This window comes from Agrobacterium sp. CG160-95, assembly GCF_053521725.1.
In genome coordinates this window covers 665,690-679,867 of record NZ_JBNWDU010000001.1, presented here as the reverse complement: position 1 = coordinate 679,867, position 14,178 = coordinate 665,690, and the positions used below count along the sequence as shown (strand labels likewise).

The following is a 14,178-nucleotide window of genomic DNA, read 5'->3' as shown; positions in this document are numbered from 1 at the left end:
GTGCAGGCGCCTGATTTGACCGTGCGGCAGCCGGTCCCTGGTGGCTCAAGCCTGCTGCAAAAGCGCTGCCAGCAGGGGCTGCGCCGGATTTTGACCATTGCCAAGCGCACCTGAAATATCTTGCGGGATACGGGACATGGGAAACTCGGCTGCGATGAACAATGGTGAAATTGGCTTACATCCGTGTCCTTACGCATATTGCGGCAGAGGACAAACTGTGGTTTGAAGTTAGTACCATAAGCATGGATTCTGCGTCTGTAATTGATCAAGATCAGACGCGTGAGGGAGAGGGTACCGTGACGAATAGGATTTACGCAGCATTGGCGGGGATGACCTGTCTGCTCACGGCTGTCGGCGCCCACGCCGATCAGCCGGTGCATTGGCAAATGGGCATGCAGGAGGCCGCCACGCCGATCATGCACGAAATACGCTGGTTTGAACAATATACGCTCTGGTTCATTGTTCCGGTTACGCTTTTCGTTCTTGCGCTGCTCATTATCGTCGCCTTGAAATTCCGTGCAGCGAAAAATCCGGTGCCGTCCAAGACCAGCCACAACACCGCGATCGAAGTGGTGTGGACGCTTGCGCCGGTTCTCATTCTCCTGTTCCTCGCTTTCCCGTCGTTCAATCTTCTGAACGCGCAGCTGACGCAGCCGGAAAACCCTGACCTGACGCTGAAGGCGACTGCGACGCAATGGCTCTGGAACTACGAATACAAGGCTGCCGAGGGCGCCGAGCCGCTCGCCTTCGACAGCTATCTGCTGAAGGAGCAGGATCGTGCAGCTGCAGGCAAGGAGGACAAGGCCCGCTACCCGCGTCTTCTCGCGGTAGACAATGAAATGGTCGTTCCGGTCGGCAAGACCGTTCGCCTTCTGGTGACGGCGGCGCCTACGGATGTCATCCACGCCTTCGCCATGCCCGCTTTCGGTGTTAAGATCGACGCCGTTCCGGGCCGCCTCAACGAAACTTGGTTCAAGCCGGAGAAGGAAGGCCTTTATTACGGCCAGTGTTCCGAGCTTTGCGGCAAGGACCATGCCTTCATGCCGATCGCCATTCGGGTGGTTTCCGAACAGCAGTACAATGCCTGGCACGCCGCCGCCGCTTCAGATCTGAACGGCGCGAACCGGGCACTGATGGCCTCCGTCGATGGCGCTCCGCGCACGGTCGACGTTGCCGCCAACGAAACCAACTGAGACCTGGAGTGACGACAATGGCTGGACCTTCCGCACACGACGATCATCACTCGCATGGTCAATCCGCTCATGATGGGCACGCGCATGATGATCATTCTCATGATCATTCCCACAAGCCGGGCTTTTTCGCCCGCTGGTTCCTGTCGACCAACCATAAAGACATCGGCACGCTCTACCTGATCTTCGCCATCATGGCGGGTATCATCGGTGGCGGGCTTTCGGTTGTCATGCGTATGGAGCTGCAGGAGCCGGGCATCCAGATCTTCCACGGTCTGGCCTCCATGGTTTACGGTTTCGAGGGTGACGCTGCCATCGACGGCGGCAAGCACATGTTCAACGTGTTCACGACAGCGCACGCGCTCATCATGATCTTCTTCATGGTCATGCCGGCGATGATCGGCGGCTTTGCCAACTGGATGATCCCGATCATGATCGGCGCTCCTGACATGGCTTTCCCGCGCCTCAACAATATTTCCTTCTGGCTGATCGTTCCGGCGTTCATCCTGCTGCTCCTGTCGCTTTTCGTCGAAGGTCCGGCGGGCGGTTACGGCGTGGGTGGCGGCTGGACCATGTATCCGCCGCTTTCGACCAACGGCATGCCGGGACCGGCGGTGGATCTTGCGATCTTCTCGCTGCACGTTGCCGGCGCGTCGTCGATCCTTGGCGCCATCAACTTCATCACCACCATCCTCAACATGCGCGCTCCGGGCATGACGCTGCACAAGATGCCGCTTTTTGCCTGGTCGGTTCTGGTCACCGCATTCCTGCTGCTGCTTTCCCTGCCGGTTCTGGCTGGTGGCATCACCATGCTTCTGACCGACCGTAACTTCGGCACGGCATTCTTCTCGCCGGAAGGCGGTGGTGATCCGATCCTCTACCAGCACCTGTTCTGGTTCTTCGGCCACCCGGAAGTGTACATCCTGATCCTGCCCGGCTTCGGCATCATCAGCCACATCGTGTCCACCTTCTCCAAGAAGCCGGTCTTCGGCTATCTCGGCATGGCATACGCCATGGTCGCCATCGGCGCTGTCGGCTTCATCGTGTGGGCGCACCACATGTACACGGTCGGCCTTTCGCTGGAAGCGCAGCGTTATTTCGTCTTCGCAACCATGGTCATCGCGGTGCCGACAGGTATCAAGATTTTCTCGTGGATCGCGACGATGTGGGGTGGTTCGCTGACCTTCTCGACCCCGATGGTCTGGGCAATCGGCTTCATCTTCCTGTTCACGGTCGGCGGTGTTACCGGCGTCCAGCTCGCCAATGCCGGTCTCGACCGTTCGCTGCACGACACCTACTACGTCGTGGCGCACTTCCATTACGTTCTGTCGCTCGGCGCGGTCTTCGCGATCTTCGCCGGCTGGTATTACTGGTTCCCGAAGATCACCGGCTACATGTACAACGAGTTCATCGGCAAGCTGCACTTCTGGGTGATGTTCGTTGGCGTGAACCTGATCTTCTTCCCGCAGCACTTCCTCGGCCTTGCCGGCATGCCGCGTCGTTACATCGATTATCCCGATGCCTATGCCGGCTGGAACCTGGTGTCTTCCTATGGTTCCTATATCTCGGCCGTTGCCGTGTTGATCTTCCTCTTCGGTGTTTGGGAAGCCTTCGCCAAGAAGCGGATCGCTGGCAACAATCCCTGGGGTGAAGGTGCGACGACGCTCGAATGGCAGCTGTCCTCTCCGCCGCCATACCACCAGTGGGAACAGCTTCCGCGCATTCGCTGAATGCCGGACCGGAGTGCGCAGGCAGGGCTTGCGAACTCCGGAAGCTGAAAAGAGGGGATGGTGTGGGCTTATCCGCGCCGTTTCCCTTGAGGCGGACGGAGTCTGCTGCTGCGTGAGGCATTTTGTCCAAGCGAAGCTTTTCGTGCGACATGATAAAAGCCAAGTACTGCCACTATGAATGGGCAGACGTAGAAGGGCGACGGAACGGGCGTGGCGATATGCCAGGCGCATGGCATCGGGTCTTTGACCCCGGTGCTGCCCGTGCCGGAACGTTCGGACCAATGAATTGACGCACCGTGCACGCCGAAAACGACACTCTGTTTTCGGGCTGGTGCAAGGGATGCCGCGGCAAGCGGCATCTGAAGAAAAACAGGATACGAAATGACCGTCATCGACAATCGCGAATTGCTTGGCCTGGAAAGCTCCGAACTTTCGGAAGCCGGCGCGCGCGATTATTTCGAGTTGCTGAAACCGCGCGTCATGTCGCTCGTCGTCTTCACGGCGTTTGCGGGCCTCGTGCTGGCGCCGGGCCACATCAACCCGGTCCTCGGCCTCATCGCCATTCTCTGTATTGCCGTCGGTGCCGGCGCATCCGGCGCGCTCAACATGTGGTACGATGCAGACATCGACGCCGTGATGAGCCGCACCGCCAAGCGGCCGATCCCGTCCGGCCGCGTAGCACCTGGCGAGGCGCTGGCCTTCGGGCTGACGCTCTCGGCCTTTTCGGTGGTCATCCTCGGGCTTGCGGTCAACTGGTTCTCCGCCGGACTGCTCGCCTTCACCATTTTCTTCTACGCCGTCGTTTATACGATGTGGCTGAAACGCTCGACACCGCAGAACATCGTCATTGGTGGTGCTGCCGGCGCTTTCCCGCCCATGCTTGGCTGGGCTTGCGTCACCGGCGGCGTTTCGCTTGATAGCGTCATCCTCTTCCTCATCATCTTCTTGTGGACACCAGCCCATTTCTGGGCGCTGGCGCTGTTCAAGATGCGCGACTACGGCTCCGTCGGCATTCCGATGATGCCGAACGTGGCGGGCGAGCGCTCCACCAAGAACCAGATGATCGTTTACGCGGTGCTGACGGCTGCAGTTGCGGTCGCGCCGTATTTCACCGGTCTGGCGAGCCTCGGTTATGGCATTTTCGCCGCCGTGCTGAGCGCGATCTTTGTGTACTGTTCGCTCGATGTCCGGCGCATGCCTGATGGTGACGAAAAAATGCTGCCCGCCAAGAAGATGTTCGCCTATTCGGTGCTTTACCTCTTCGCCATCTTCTCCGGCCTTTTGGCCGATCATTTCGCTCCGGCCCTGAAAGCCGTGATTTCGGGAGTTTTTTGATGGAAACCGTGGAACTGAGCGCGGCGCAGAAAAAATCGAGGCGCGGGCGCAACGTCGCGCTCGGCGTCTTGCTCGCCGGTCTGGTGGTACTGTTTTACGTCATCACCATCATCAAGATCGGCTCGCATTGACGGCCTGACAGTGAGGGCATGATCGGAGGAGAGGAGGGGGACATGGCGAATACTGGGGCAAATATCGGGGCAGACAAGGCAACGGCCGGCACGCAGCGGGTGAGCAATCGCTCCATCCTCGTGCTCTGTCTCGTGTTTTTCTGCGCTATGATCGGCATGGCCTATGCCGCCGTTCCGCTCTACAGCCTGTTCTGCCGCGTCACTGGCTATAACGGCACTACCCAGCGCGTCGAGCAATATTCCGACGTCATTCTCGACAAGACTATCAACGTCACATTCGACGCCAATACGTCGAATGGCCTCAACTGGGATTTCCGCCCGGTCGACAAGCTGGTCACGCCGAAAATCGGCGAGACGGTGCAGATCAATTTCAAGGCGACGAACCGCTCAGCGGTGGCAACCACGGGCACGGCGGTCTTTAACGTTACGCCCATGGAAGCAGGCGCTTATTTCAATAAGGTGGAGTGTTTCTGCTTCACCGAAACGACGCTTCAGCCGGGCGAAACGCTCGAAATGCCGGTGGTGTTTTTCATCGATCCGGATATCGCCACGGCGCGCGAAACGAAGAACATTCATACTTTGACGCTGTCCTATACGTTTTATCCGGCCAAAACCGAAAAACCGGTTGCGTCCTTGCCGGTAAAGACTGAATCTGGCGAAAGCAAATTGTGAGAGGAGACTCGGGCCTTCTGAGCAGGGCCGGGTCTGGGAAGAGATACCAGGGGATTGTCACACATGGCAGATACGCATCAGAAGAACCACGACTACCACATCATAGATCCAAGCCCCTGGCCGCTTCTGGCCTCGATCGGCGCCTTCATTCTGACCTTCGGCGGCGTCTGTTACATGCGTTACCTGTCGGCTGGCTCCTTCAAGCTGTTCGGCATGGAACTGGCCAATCCCTGGCTGTTTTATATCGGTCTCGTCATCGTGCTTTACACCATGTACGCATGGTGGGCAGACACGATCAAGGAAGCCAATGAGGGTAGCCACACCCGCGTCGTTTCGCTTCACCTGCGTTACGGCATGATCATGTTCATCGCCTCTGAGGTGATGTTCTTCGTCGCGTGGTTCTGGGCCTATTTCGATGCCAGCCTTTATCCGCACGAGGCCATTCAGGCGTCCCGCCTCGAATATACCGGTGGTCAGTGGCCGCCAAAGGGCATCGAGGTCATCGATCCCTGGCACCTGCCGCTCTACAACACCGTCATCCTGCTTTTGTCGGGCACCTGCGTCACCTGGGCGCACCATGCCCTGCTGCACAATGACCGCAAGGGGCTGATCACCGGTCTCGTCCTCACCGTTGCCCTCGGCGTCCTGTTCTCGACCGTGCAGGTTTACGAATACATGCACGCCCCGTTCGACTTCAAGAACTCGATCTATGGTGCGACCTTCTTCATGGCGACCGGCTTCCACGGTTTCCACGTTTTCGTCGGCACGGTTTTCCTGCTGGTCTGCCTGCTGCGCGCCATTGCCGGCGGCTTCACGCCGAAACAGCATTTCGGCTTCGAAGCAGCTGCCTGGTACTGGCACTTCGTAGACGTCGTCTGGCTGTTCCTGTTCTTCGCGATCTACATCTGGGGCGGCTGGGGCGCGCCGCTGGCGGAGTGATGCGGTTTGTTTTCTGACTCGGAGGGCGGCATCTGCCGCCCTTTGTGTTTAAACAGGCGGGCCGGACGGAGGTTTAACCGGCCCAGGGCGGGAGGCCATCATGTCTGAACCCGGAAACGGCGGTTTTGCGCCGGTGGACCCAATAAAAGTCGGGCTGAAGGGCTGCTGCCCGCGTTGCGGCAATGGCAGGCTGTTCGACGGCTTCCTGACCCCGAAACCCGCATGCAGTGCTTGCGGGCTGGATTATGGCTTTGCCGATGCGGGTGAAGGCCCGGCCGTCTTTGTCATGCTGATCGTCGGTTTCCTTGTCGTCGGGCTGGCGCTTTGGTTCGATCAGCGTTTTGCGCCGCCCGTCTGGGTGCATGTCATGCTCTGGTTGCCTTTTGCGGTGATCGTCTCCCTCGTGCTGCTGCGCAAGATGAAGGGCATCATGATTGCGCTGCAATACCGCAACAATGCAAGCGAAGGCAGGCTTGATCGTGAATGAGGTTTCCCACATGAAGGCGGCGGAAAGACGCATCTGGTTTGCCGCGCCGCTCGTCCTTTTGGCACTTGCCATCCTTCTCGGCCTTGGCACATGGCAGGTGAAGCGGCTTTACTGGAAAGAAGCGCTGATTGCCGATATCGAGGCGCGGCGCAACGCAAGTCCGGCCACGCTCTCGCAGATTGAGGCCATTGCCAAAAGCGGCGGCGAAATTGAATATCGCAGGGTCAACGTTTCCGGCGTTTTCGATCATGCCCGCGAGCGGCATTTCTTCGCCACCCATCAGGGCAGAACCGGCTATTACATCTATACTCCGCTGTCGCTTGCCGATGGCCGCATCCTCTTCGTCAATCGCGGCTTCGTGCCGTTTGAGATGAAGGAGGCAACGAAGCGGCCTGAAGGGCAGGTCGCTGGCGAGGTGGAGATCAAGGGGCTGGCGCGCGCGCCGCTCGTTGCAAAACCGTCTTCCCTGCTGCCGGATAACGATATCGCCAAGAACATCTTCTACTGGAAGGATCTGGCGGCCATGGCGTCGAGCACCGATATCCCGCCCAACAGGCTGGTCAACCTGTTCGTGGATGCCGACGATGCGCCGAACCCCGGCGGCTGGCCACAGGGCGGCGTGACGCTGATAGATTTGCCCAACAATCACCTGCAATATGCGATAACGTGGTATGGTCTGGCGGCGGCCCTTGTCATCGTCGCCGGTTTTGCCTATTTCCGGAACGGTAAGGCGCAAGGTGAATAACGCGCGCCCTGTCCGGTAAGGCTGGCTACCGGGCAAGGGCAAGGAGCACGCCAAGGAGCACGAATGAACATCGCCGTTTCCAAACCCCCTTTGACGATAAGGCTGTGCGGACCGCGCGGCTTTTGCGCGGGCGTGGACCGGGCGATCCAGATCGTCGTGCTGGCGCTGAAAGCCTATGGCGCGCCGGTCTATGTCCGCCACGAAATCGTCCATAACCGATACGTGGTCGAGGGGCTGGAAGCCAAGGGCGCTATTTTCGTCGAGGAACTGCACGAAATCCCCACCGAGCATCGCGAGCAGCCGGTGGTCTTTTCCGCCCATGGTGTGCCCAAATCCGTGCCGGAGGATGCGCAGGCGCGCAACCTGTTTTATCTCGATGCCACATGCCCGCTCGTCTCCAAGGTCCATAAGCAGGCCATGCGCCACCAGCGCCTCGGCCGTCATGTCGTGTTGATCGGCCATGCCGGTCACCCTGAGGTCATCGGCACCATGGGCCAGCTGCCCGAAGGTACTGTTTCGCTGGTCGAGACGGTGGAGGATGCCGGCACCTATGAACCGGTGGACCGAGAAAACCTCGGTTTCGTTACCCAGACAACGCTGTCTGTCGATGATACCGCAGGCGTTATCGCCCGGTTGCAGGAGCGTTTCCCGGCCATTCAGGCGCCAGCCGCCGACAGCATTTGTTACGCCACCACCAACCGTCAGGATGCGGTGAAGCAGGCGGCCCCCGGCTGCGATCTCTTCATCGTGGTCGGCGCGCCCAATTCGTCAAACTCGAAGCGGCTGGTGGAAGTGGCGCTGCGCGCTGGCGCCAAACATTCAGTTCTGGTGCAGCGTGCGGCGGAAATCGACTGGGATGCGATCGGCGATATCCGCACCGTCGGTCTTTCGGCGGGCGCTTCCGCGCCGGAGGTCATCGTTGATGAGATCATCGAAGCCTTCAAGGCGCGTTTCGATACGACGCTCGATCTGGCCGTCACGGTGGAGGAAACGGAACATTTCCTCGTCAACCGCGAACTGCGCAGCATCGAGCTGACGACGGACGACATGGCTTTCGTGAACGGCAATGCCAGCAATGCCCTGCCACCGAAAGCCGCCACTGGCGCCTAGACCGGGATGGCGAGATATGTGAGTGGTTCCCACCGCGCACATGTCATCCCCTCTTCAGATTTTCACTCTATCCTTCATCAAGAGATTTGAAATTGGCAGTTTATACGGACATCACCGAAGATGATCTGAGGAATTTCCTCATACAATACGACGTTGGCAGCCTCACATCCTATAAGGGCATTGCCGAAGGCGTTGAAAACTCCAATTTCCTGCTGCATACGACGAAGGATCCGCTGATTCTGACGCTTTACGAAAAGCGCGTGGAAAAATCCGATCTGCCGTTCTTCCTCGGTCTCATGCAGCATCTGGCCGCCAAGGGTCTGTCCTGCCCCTTGCCGCTGCCGCGCAAGGACGGGGAACTGCTGGGCGAATTGTCCGGCCGCCCGGCGGCGCTGATCTCCTTCCTTGAAGGCATGTGGCTGCGAAAACCGGAAGCGAAACATTGCCGGGAAGTCGGCAAGGCGCTGGCCGCCATGCATCTTGCCGGTGAGGGGTTCGAGATCAAGCGCCCCAACGCACTCTCCGTCGATGGCTGGAAGGTGCTGTGGGACAAGTCTGAAGACCGCGCCGACGAGGTGGAGAAGGGCTTGAAGCAAGAGATCCGCCCGGAAATCGATTATCTCGCCGCCCATTGGCCGAAGGATTTGCCCGCGGGCGTCATCCATGCGGACCTGTTTCAGGACAACGTGTTCTTCCTCGGTGACGAGCTTTCCGGCCTCATCGATTTTTACTTCGCCTGCAACGACCTGCTCGCCTATGACGTGTCGATCTGCCTCAATGCCTGGTGCTTCGAGAAGGATGGTGCGTACAACGTCACCAAGGGCAAGGCGCTGCTGGAAGGTTACCAGTCGGTGCGTCCGTTGAGCGAGGCGGAACTGGATGCCTTGCCGCTTCTGGCACGCGGCTCGGCGCTGCGCTTCTTCCTGACCCGCCTCTATGACTGGCTGACGACGCCAGCGGGCGCGCTGGTGGTGAAGAAAGACCCGCTGGAATATCTGCGCAAGCTGCGGTTCCACCGCTCCATCAGCCATGTCGCCGAATACGGGCTGGTTGGCGAATGAAACATGTCGATATCTTTACCGACGGCGCCTGCTCCGGCAATCCCGGTCCGGGCGGCTGGGGTGCCGTGCTGCGATATGGCGAGACCGAAAAGGAATTGTCCGGCGGCGAGGCTGATACCACCAACAACCGCATGGAACTGCTGGCGGCCATCTCGGCGCTCAACGCGCTGAAAAGTCCCTGCGAAGTCGATCTCTATACCGACAGCGCCTACGTCAAGGATGGCATCACCAAGTGGATTTTCGGCTGGAAAAAGAAGGGCTGGAAAACCGCCGATAACAAGCCGGTCAAGAATGTGGAGCTGTGGCAGGCGCTGGAGGCGGCGCAGGAGCGCCATAAAGTGACGCTGCACTGGGTCAAGGGCCATGCCGGCCACCCGGAAAACGAGCGCGCCGACGAATTGGCACGCAAGGGCATGGAGCCATTCAAACGCCGGTAACGGAAGACTGATTTCTTCCATGCGGCCCTGATCCGGGCCAACCGTGATAAGGGATTGTGAAAACTGAAACCCGATCTATCTTGTCGTCAAACAGTTGGACGATGTTCCAGCGGAGGAGAGACATTCAGATGATCCTGCATTGTGTATTTCTACGGTTCAAGGCTGCAACGGCATCCTCTGAAAAACACGCGGTGTTTGAAGCAATTGCGGCCCTCAAGGACGTGATACCCGGCATAATCGACGTGAAATACGGCCAGAACGTTTCGCCGGAAGGCCTGAATGGCGGTTTCGTCGATGGCTTCATCGTGACGCTGGACAGCCCGGAAGCCCGCGACGAATATCTGGCGCACCCGCAACACATGGAAGTCGGTCAACGTCTGGTCTCGCTGACCGATGGCGGTCTGGCCGGGCTTCTGGTGTTTGATATGAACGTGTGAAAAAGGGCGGTTTGACCGCCCTTTAATGGATACTGTGCTTCATTCGCGACGACAGAGAGGTGGCTTAAAGCTGCTCGATCATCGCTGCAGCGGCCGAGACCGTCGCCTGGCCGGGATTTTCTTCCACGTTGAGCGATGTAACCACGCCGTCTTTCACCAGCATCGAATAGCGCTTGGAGCGCACGCCGAGGCCACCGCCGGAGAGGTCGGCATCGAGGCCGAGCGCCTTGGTGAAGGCGGCGTCCCAGTCGGCGAGGAAGTGAATTTTGCCCTGGCCGCCGGACGATTGTGCCCATGCGCCCATGACGTGCCAGTCGTTGACGGAAACGACGGCGATGTCATCCACGCCCTTTGCGAGAATGGCGTCGCGGTTTTCGAGGTAGCCCGGCAGGTGGTTCAGCGAGCAGGTGGGAGTGAAAGCGCCGGGTACGGCAAAAAGAACCACCGTCTTGCCGCCAAAAAGCGCATCGGTGGTGGTTTCCACCGGGCCATCGGCGGTCTTTTCCTTGAAGGTTGCGGAAGGCAGTTTTTCGCCGATCTTGATAGTCATGTCCATGCTCCTATGGCCGTTTGGTTCGCGCGACTATAGAGCAAGGAAAAGAAAACTGTCATACGGTTTTCGCGGGAAATTACATGGCTGAGACACCCGTTCGGGATATGCCGCCTGAACCGTCAGGGCTTTGGAAAATTGAGCATGGTCTCCATGGTCCGATCGCCGGATTTGACCAGAATGGGCCAGCTGTTGCCCTGCACCTGATAGGTTTTTGGCAAGCCCTTGATGTTCATGTAGAAGGAGAGCTTGCGCTTGTCTCGCACCAGGTTCTGCGGCTCATAATAGGCAAAACCGGAGGGGCCGGCGATGAATATCTCGGTCTCCTTCGGCGCGTTTTCCGGCAGCTGCAATTGCACGCCAAGCATGGTCTTGTCGGGCGTGATGTGGAAATCGACAACCTTGAAATCGTCGGACGCAGCCTCTGGCAGCGTCTCGCGCGCCTCTTCCAGCAATCGCCGCTCTTCGTGGTCGTCATCGCCCGCATTGCCGCGGCTGATCGAAAACGTCGCCTCAAAGGGAATGCAGATATTCTGGCAGACGCCGATGAAGGCGGTGAGGTCGATATTGCCTCCCGCTTTGGCGTCCACGGCTTTCAACTGAAAGGGAATGCTGACGGCGTGATCGTAGCCGATATCGGTGATATCGCCGTTCTCGATGAGCTTGGGAACAGGATAGGCCATCGATGTCAGGCTTACACCGCTTGCCGGATCAAGCGTGATCTTGGGCGGTATTCCAGCTTCGCCCGGTTCGCGCCAATAGGTTATCCAGCCGTCTTTCGGCTCGATCTGCAACACGCCGCGCACCACGCCGTCCGCATCCATGGCAAGGCTTGCCACACGCATCTGGCCGCCTTCACTTCTCGCCCAGTCGGTAATTTCGGCCTGCGCTACTTGCCCGCTACCGAGAAGGGCGGCGAAGGCAACGGCGAGGCGAAGATGTGAAAATCGAAAGAATGTCCTGACGCTCATTCTTTCCGTCTAACCCAACATCGCCCGATGGACCAGTTACGAATTCGTGCGGTTCATCATTTTCGGTTGATTGATCGGGCGCGATGCCGCATCCTGTGCTTTGTCGAAGTGCGAACGCCGCTTTCCCGTTCAACGATGGAATTCGGCAAGCTGGAGGCGCCGGTGAGCTTTTCAACCCTGATGGACAAACGCGAACGTGGCTTTTTTGACAGCCAGTTCCTTATAGCTATGCCGGGGCTGGACAATGGCAATTTTGCCCGTTCGGTGGTCTATATCTGCGCCCATTCGGATGCCGGAGCCATGGGTTTCATCATCAACCGGCCGCAGCAGATCACCTTCACGGATATTCTGCTGCATCTGAAGCTGGTGGACAGCAACGACGCCATCATGCTGCCCAACCGCACCCGGGAATTTCCGATCCAATGCGGCGGCCCGGTCGAATCCGGGCGGGGTTTCGTGCTGCATTCCGATGATTATTTGAGTGAATCGAGCATTCCGGTCAGCGACGACATTTCCTTGACGGCGACGCTGGATATCGTGCGCGCCATTTCCAACGGTCGCGGCCCGCAAAAGGCCACCATGATGCTCGGTTATGCCGGCTGGGGTCCGGGTCAGCTGGAAAACGAGATCGCCAATAATGGATGGCTGAATTGCCCGGCGGCGGAAGAGCTGATTTTCGACCGTGGACTGGACAACAAATACGAGCGGGCGCTTGCGCTTATGGGTGTGGATGCTCGCATGCTTTCTGCGGAAGCCGGCCACGCCTGATTTTTTCGTGATGCTCCTTTTGTCGACTGCTGGAACCAATCCCAATCCCTGACGTTAACAGTCCCGAAAGCCGCACAGACAGTACGGCTCAACTAGGGAGCAGTAACATGGGTAGCACATCAGACAAGATCGCCGGTACAGCCAAGGAAGTTGCTGGCAAGGTCAAGAAAAACGTCGGCGAAGCAACCGGCAACAACGAGCTGCGCGCTAAGGGTGCCGCTCAGGAAACCGAAGGCAAGGTACAGAAGAACGTCGGCAAGGCCAAGGATGCGGTCAAGGGTGTCGTTGATCGTATGTAATGTCGCCTGACGGGCTCCGGTGTCTTTGATGCGGTGCTTTGGAGCGCATGTGTTATCGCACATGCGCTCTTGTCGTCTGGAGGCTTGAAGGGCGGGTGTGTTACGCCTTTCACCTTGGTCTCATATATTCGCCTTCACCCAACTCATCCACCGCAAGGGTTTCATGAATGAAGCTTTTTTCCTGCGCTTCCTGTGGCCAGCCGGTCCACTTCGACAATCGTTTCTGCGTCTCTTGCGGCCATCGTCTGGCCTTCGTGCCGGAGCGCCTTTCCATGGAAGCGCTGGCGCCTGCGGGAGAGCCGAACTGGCAACTTGTTGCCCAGCCGGAAAGACAGGTGCGGTTCTGCGCCAATGAGGTGAACGACATCTGCAACTGGTCTGTGCCGGCGGAAAGCCAGAACGCCTTTTGCCCGGCCTGCAGCCATAACCGTCTCGTGCCAAATATCGCGACGGATGAGGGTATCGAACAATGGCGCGGCATCAGCCAGGCGCAGCGGCATTTGTTCTATTCGATATTGCGTCTCGGCCTGCCGCATCCCAACCGCGGTGCCGATCCTGTCGGCGGGCTAGTCTTCGACTTTCTGGTCGACGAGGTCGCACCTGACGGTTCCGTCATTCCCGCCATGACCGGCCACGACGAGGGCCTGATCGCCATTCGCGCGGCAGAGGTGGATGATGCGACGCGCGAGCAGGTGCGCGCCAACATGAACGAGCCCTATCGCACCATGCTTGGCCATTTCCGCCATGAGGTCGGGCATTTCATCTGGAACAAGCTGGTTCGTGATGAGAACCGACTGGAGGCCTGCCGCGCGGTATTCGGCGATGAGCGCGAAGACTATGCCGCGGCGCTACAGCGCAACTACGAGCAGGGGCCGCGCCCCAACTGGCAGGAAACCTTCATAAGCGCCTATGCCTCCGTGCATCCCTGGGAGGATTTTGCCGAGTGTTTCGCGCATTATCTTCACATCGTCGATACGCTGGAAACCGCGCGCGCCTTTGGCGTGGCGATAGACCCCGATGGACATGAGGAAATGGCGGCGGAGGTCACTTTCGATCCCTATAATGCCCGTAGCGCCGCACAACTGGTCAAGGCCTGGATTCCGCTCAGCGTCGCCATCAACTCGATCCAGCGCAGCATGGGGGAGGCGGACCTTTATCCCTTCGTGCTGGCCCCGCCTGTTGTGAGCAAGATGGAATTCATCCACGACCTGCTACAGGGCAGGATCGACGCGATGCCTCAACAGCAGATGCAGCAGTTCTCGATGGCGCAGTGAATACGAGACACGAGAAGTCATAGTCAGGAAACGCGTCGTTTC

17 protein-coding genes are annotated in these 14,178 nt (G+C 58.8%); 15 read left to right on the top strand and 2 right to left on the bottom strand.

The window, feature by feature from the left end; all coding sequences use genetic code 11:
* Positions 1-329: 329 nt before the first annotated feature.
* From coxB to ACQZ63_RS03390, 12 genes are all read left to right on the top strand, one after another.
* Positions 330-1,193, top strand: a complete 864-nt coding sequence (gene coxB / locus ACQZ63_RS03445) for a cytochrome c oxidase subunit II (protein ID WP_019564187.1) — start codon at positions 330-332, stop codon at positions 1,191-1,193.
* Between the two features lie 17 nt (positions 1,194-1,210).
* Positions 1,211-2,920, top strand: coding sequence for a cytochrome c oxidase subunit I (gene ctaD, locus ACQZ63_RS03440; protein WP_003511781.1), 1,710 nt, complete (start codon positions 1,211-1,213; stop codon positions 2,918-2,920).
* A gap of 381 nt (positions 2,921-3,301) precedes the next feature.
* On the top strand, positions 3,302-4,255 hold the full coding sequence (gene cyoE, locus ACQZ63_RS03435) for a heme o synthase (protein ID WP_113555957.1): 954 nt from the start codon (positions 3,302-3,304) through the stop codon (positions 4,253-4,255).
* Positions 4,255-4,386 (top strand): hypothetical protein, encoded by a 132-nt coding sequence (locus tag ACQZ63_RS03430; protein ID WP_013635615.1) that lies wholly within the window; start codon positions 4,255-4,257, stop codon positions 4,384-4,386. The genes cyoE and ACQZ63_RS03430 overlap by 1 nt, the downstream gene beginning before the upstream one ends.
* Before the next feature lie 42 nt (positions 4,387-4,428).
* The gene (locus ACQZ63_RS03425; protein ID WP_003511786.1) at positions 4,429-5,058 is read left to right on the top strand and encodes a cytochrome c oxidase assembly protein; all 630 of its coding nucleotides are present in this window, start codon (positions 4,429-4,431) and stop codon (positions 5,056-5,058) included.
* Between the two features lie 63 nt (positions 5,059-5,121).
* On the top strand, positions 5,122-5,997 hold the full coding sequence (locus ACQZ63_RS03420; protein WP_003511788.1) for a cytochrome c oxidase subunit 3: 876 nt from the start codon (positions 5,122-5,124) through the stop codon (positions 5,995-5,997).
* A 100-nt stretch (positions 5,998-6,097) separates the two neighbouring features.
* Entirely contained in the window at positions 6,098-6,484 is a 387-nt protein-coding gene (locus ACQZ63_RS03415) for a DUF983 domain-containing protein (RefSeq protein WP_019564184.1), read from the top strand.
* Positions 6,485-6,494: 10 nt separating this feature from the next.
* The gene (locus tag ACQZ63_RS03410; RefSeq protein WP_003511792.1) at positions 6,495-7,229 is read left to right on the top strand and encodes an SURF1 family protein; all 735 of its coding nucleotides are present in this window, start codon (positions 6,495-6,497) and stop codon (positions 7,227-7,229) included.
* Positions 7,230-7,292: 63 nt separating this feature from the next.
* Positions 7,293-8,339, top strand: a complete 1,047-nt coding sequence (gene ispH / locus ACQZ63_RS03405; RefSeq protein ID WP_019564182.1) for a 4-hydroxy-3-methylbut-2-enyl diphosphate reductase — start codon at positions 7,293-7,295, stop codon at positions 8,337-8,339.
* Positions 8,340-8,431: 92 nt separating this feature from the next.
* Positions 8,432-9,400 (top strand): homoserine kinase, encoded by a 969-nt coding sequence (locus ACQZ63_RS03400; RefSeq protein WP_003511797.1) that lies wholly within the window; start codon positions 8,432-8,434, stop codon positions 9,398-9,400.
* On the top strand, positions 9,397-9,837 hold the full coding sequence (gene rnhA / locus ACQZ63_RS03395) for a ribonuclease HI (RefSeq protein ID WP_003511799.1): 441 nt from the start codon (positions 9,397-9,399) through the stop codon (positions 9,835-9,837). Before ACQZ63_RS03400 ends, rnhA begins: the two co-directional genes overlap by 4 nt.
* Before the next feature lie 128 nt (positions 9,838-9,965).
* The gene (locus ACQZ63_RS03390) at positions 9,966-10,274 is read left to right on the top strand and encodes a Dabb family protein (protein ID WP_013635620.1); all 309 of its coding nucleotides are present in this window, start codon (positions 9,966-9,968) and stop codon (positions 10,272-10,274) included.
* 64 nt (positions 10,275-10,338) lie between these two features.
* On the opposite strand, the gene ACQZ63_RS03385 is transcribed toward ACQZ63_RS03390, so the two are convergent.
* Both ACQZ63_RS03385 and ACQZ63_RS03380 read right to left on the bottom strand, forming a co-directional pair.
* The gene (locus ACQZ63_RS03385) at positions 10,339-10,824 is read right to left on the bottom strand and encodes a peroxiredoxin (RefSeq protein WP_003511803.1); all 486 of its coding nucleotides are present in this window, start codon (positions 10,822-10,824) and stop codon (positions 10,339-10,341) included.
* A 122-nt stretch (positions 10,825-10,946) separates the two neighbouring features.
* Positions 10,947-11,795 carry a protein-disulfide reductase DsbD domain-containing protein gene (locus tag ACQZ63_RS03380; RefSeq protein ID WP_111798846.1) on the bottom strand — a complete coding sequence of 283 codons (849 nt, stop codon included), beginning with the start codon at positions 11,793-11,795 and terminating at the stop codon, positions 10,947-10,949.
* A gap of 162 nt (positions 11,796-11,957) precedes the next feature.
* On the opposite strand from ACQZ63_RS03380, the gene ACQZ63_RS03375 reads away from it, so the two are divergent.
* The 3 genes from ACQZ63_RS03375 to ACQZ63_RS03365 all read left to right on the top strand — a co-directional run bounded on the left by ACQZ63_RS03375 (position 11,958) and on the right by ACQZ63_RS03365 (position 14,136).
* Entirely contained in the window at positions 11,958-12,563 is a 606-nt protein-coding gene (locus tag ACQZ63_RS03375; protein ID WP_003511807.1) for a YqgE/AlgH family protein, read from the top strand.
* Between the two features lie 107 nt (positions 12,564-12,670).
* Entirely contained in the window at positions 12,671-12,862 is a 192-nt protein-coding gene (locus tag ACQZ63_RS03370) for a CsbD family protein (RefSeq protein ID WP_003511808.1), read from the top strand.
* 167 nt (positions 12,863-13,029) lie between these two features.
* Positions 13,030-14,136 carry a zinc-binding metallopeptidase family protein gene (locus ACQZ63_RS03365; RefSeq protein ID WP_113555955.1) on the top strand — a complete coding sequence of 369 codons (1,107 nt, stop codon included), beginning with the start codon at positions 13,030-13,032 and terminating at the stop codon, positions 14,134-14,136.
* The last annotated feature ends 42 nt before the right edge of the window (positions 14,137-14,178 follow it).

Coding starts and splice junctions, on each gene's coding strand:
- coxB (WP_019564187.1), top strand. CDS start 330: ATGACCTGTCTGCTCACGGCTGTCGGCGCCCACGCCGATCAGCCGGTG.
- ctaD (WP_003511781.1), top strand. CDS start 1,211: ATGGCTGGACCTTCCGCACACGACGATCATCACTCGCATGGTCAATCC.
- cyoE (WP_113555957.1), top strand. CDS start 3,302: ATGACCGTCATCGACAATCGCGAATTGCTTGGCCTGGAAAGCTCCGAA.
- ACQZ63_RS03430 (WP_013635615.1), top strand. CDS start 4,255: ATGGAAACCGTGGAACTGAGCGCGGCGCAGAAAAAATCGAGGCGCGGG.
- ACQZ63_RS03425 (WP_003511786.1), top strand. CDS start 4,429: ATGGCGAATACTGGGGCAAATATCGGGGCAGACAAGGCAACGGCCGGC.
- ACQZ63_RS03420 (WP_003511788.1), top strand. CDS start 5,122: ATGGCAGATACGCATCAGAAGAACCACGACTACCACATCATAGATCCA.
- ACQZ63_RS03415 (WP_019564184.1), top strand. CDS start 6,098: ATGTCTGAACCCGGAAACGGCGGTTTTGCGCCGGTGGACCCAATAAAA.
- ACQZ63_RS03410 (WP_003511792.1), top strand. CDS start 6,495: ATGAAGGCGGCGGAAAGACGCATCTGGTTTGCCGCGCCGCTCGTCCTT.
- ispH (WP_019564182.1), top strand. CDS start 7,293: ATGAACATCGCCGTTTCCAAACCCCCTTTGACGATAAGGCTGTGCGGA.
- rnhA (WP_003511799.1), top strand. CDS start 9,397: ATGAAACATGTCGATATCTTTACCGACGGCGCCTGCTCCGGCAATCCC.
- ACQZ63_RS03390 (WP_013635620.1), top strand. CDS start 9,966: ATGATCCTGCATTGTGTATTTCTACGGTTCAAGGCTGCAACGGCATCC.
- ACQZ63_RS03385 (WP_003511803.1), bottom strand. CDS start 10,824: ATGACTATCAAGATCGGCGAAAAACTGCCTTCCGCAACCTTCAAGGAA.
- ACQZ63_RS03380 (WP_111798846.1), bottom strand. CDS start 11,795: ATGAGCGTCAGGACATTCTTTCGATTTTCACATCTTCGCCTCGCCGTT.
- ACQZ63_RS03370 (WP_003511808.1), top strand. CDS start 12,671: ATGGGTAGCACATCAGACAAGATCGCCGGTACAGCCAAGGAAGTTGCT.
- ACQZ63_RS03365 (WP_113555955.1), top strand. CDS start 13,030: ATGAAGCTTTTTTCCTGCGCTTCCTGTGGCCAGCCGGTCCACTTCGAC.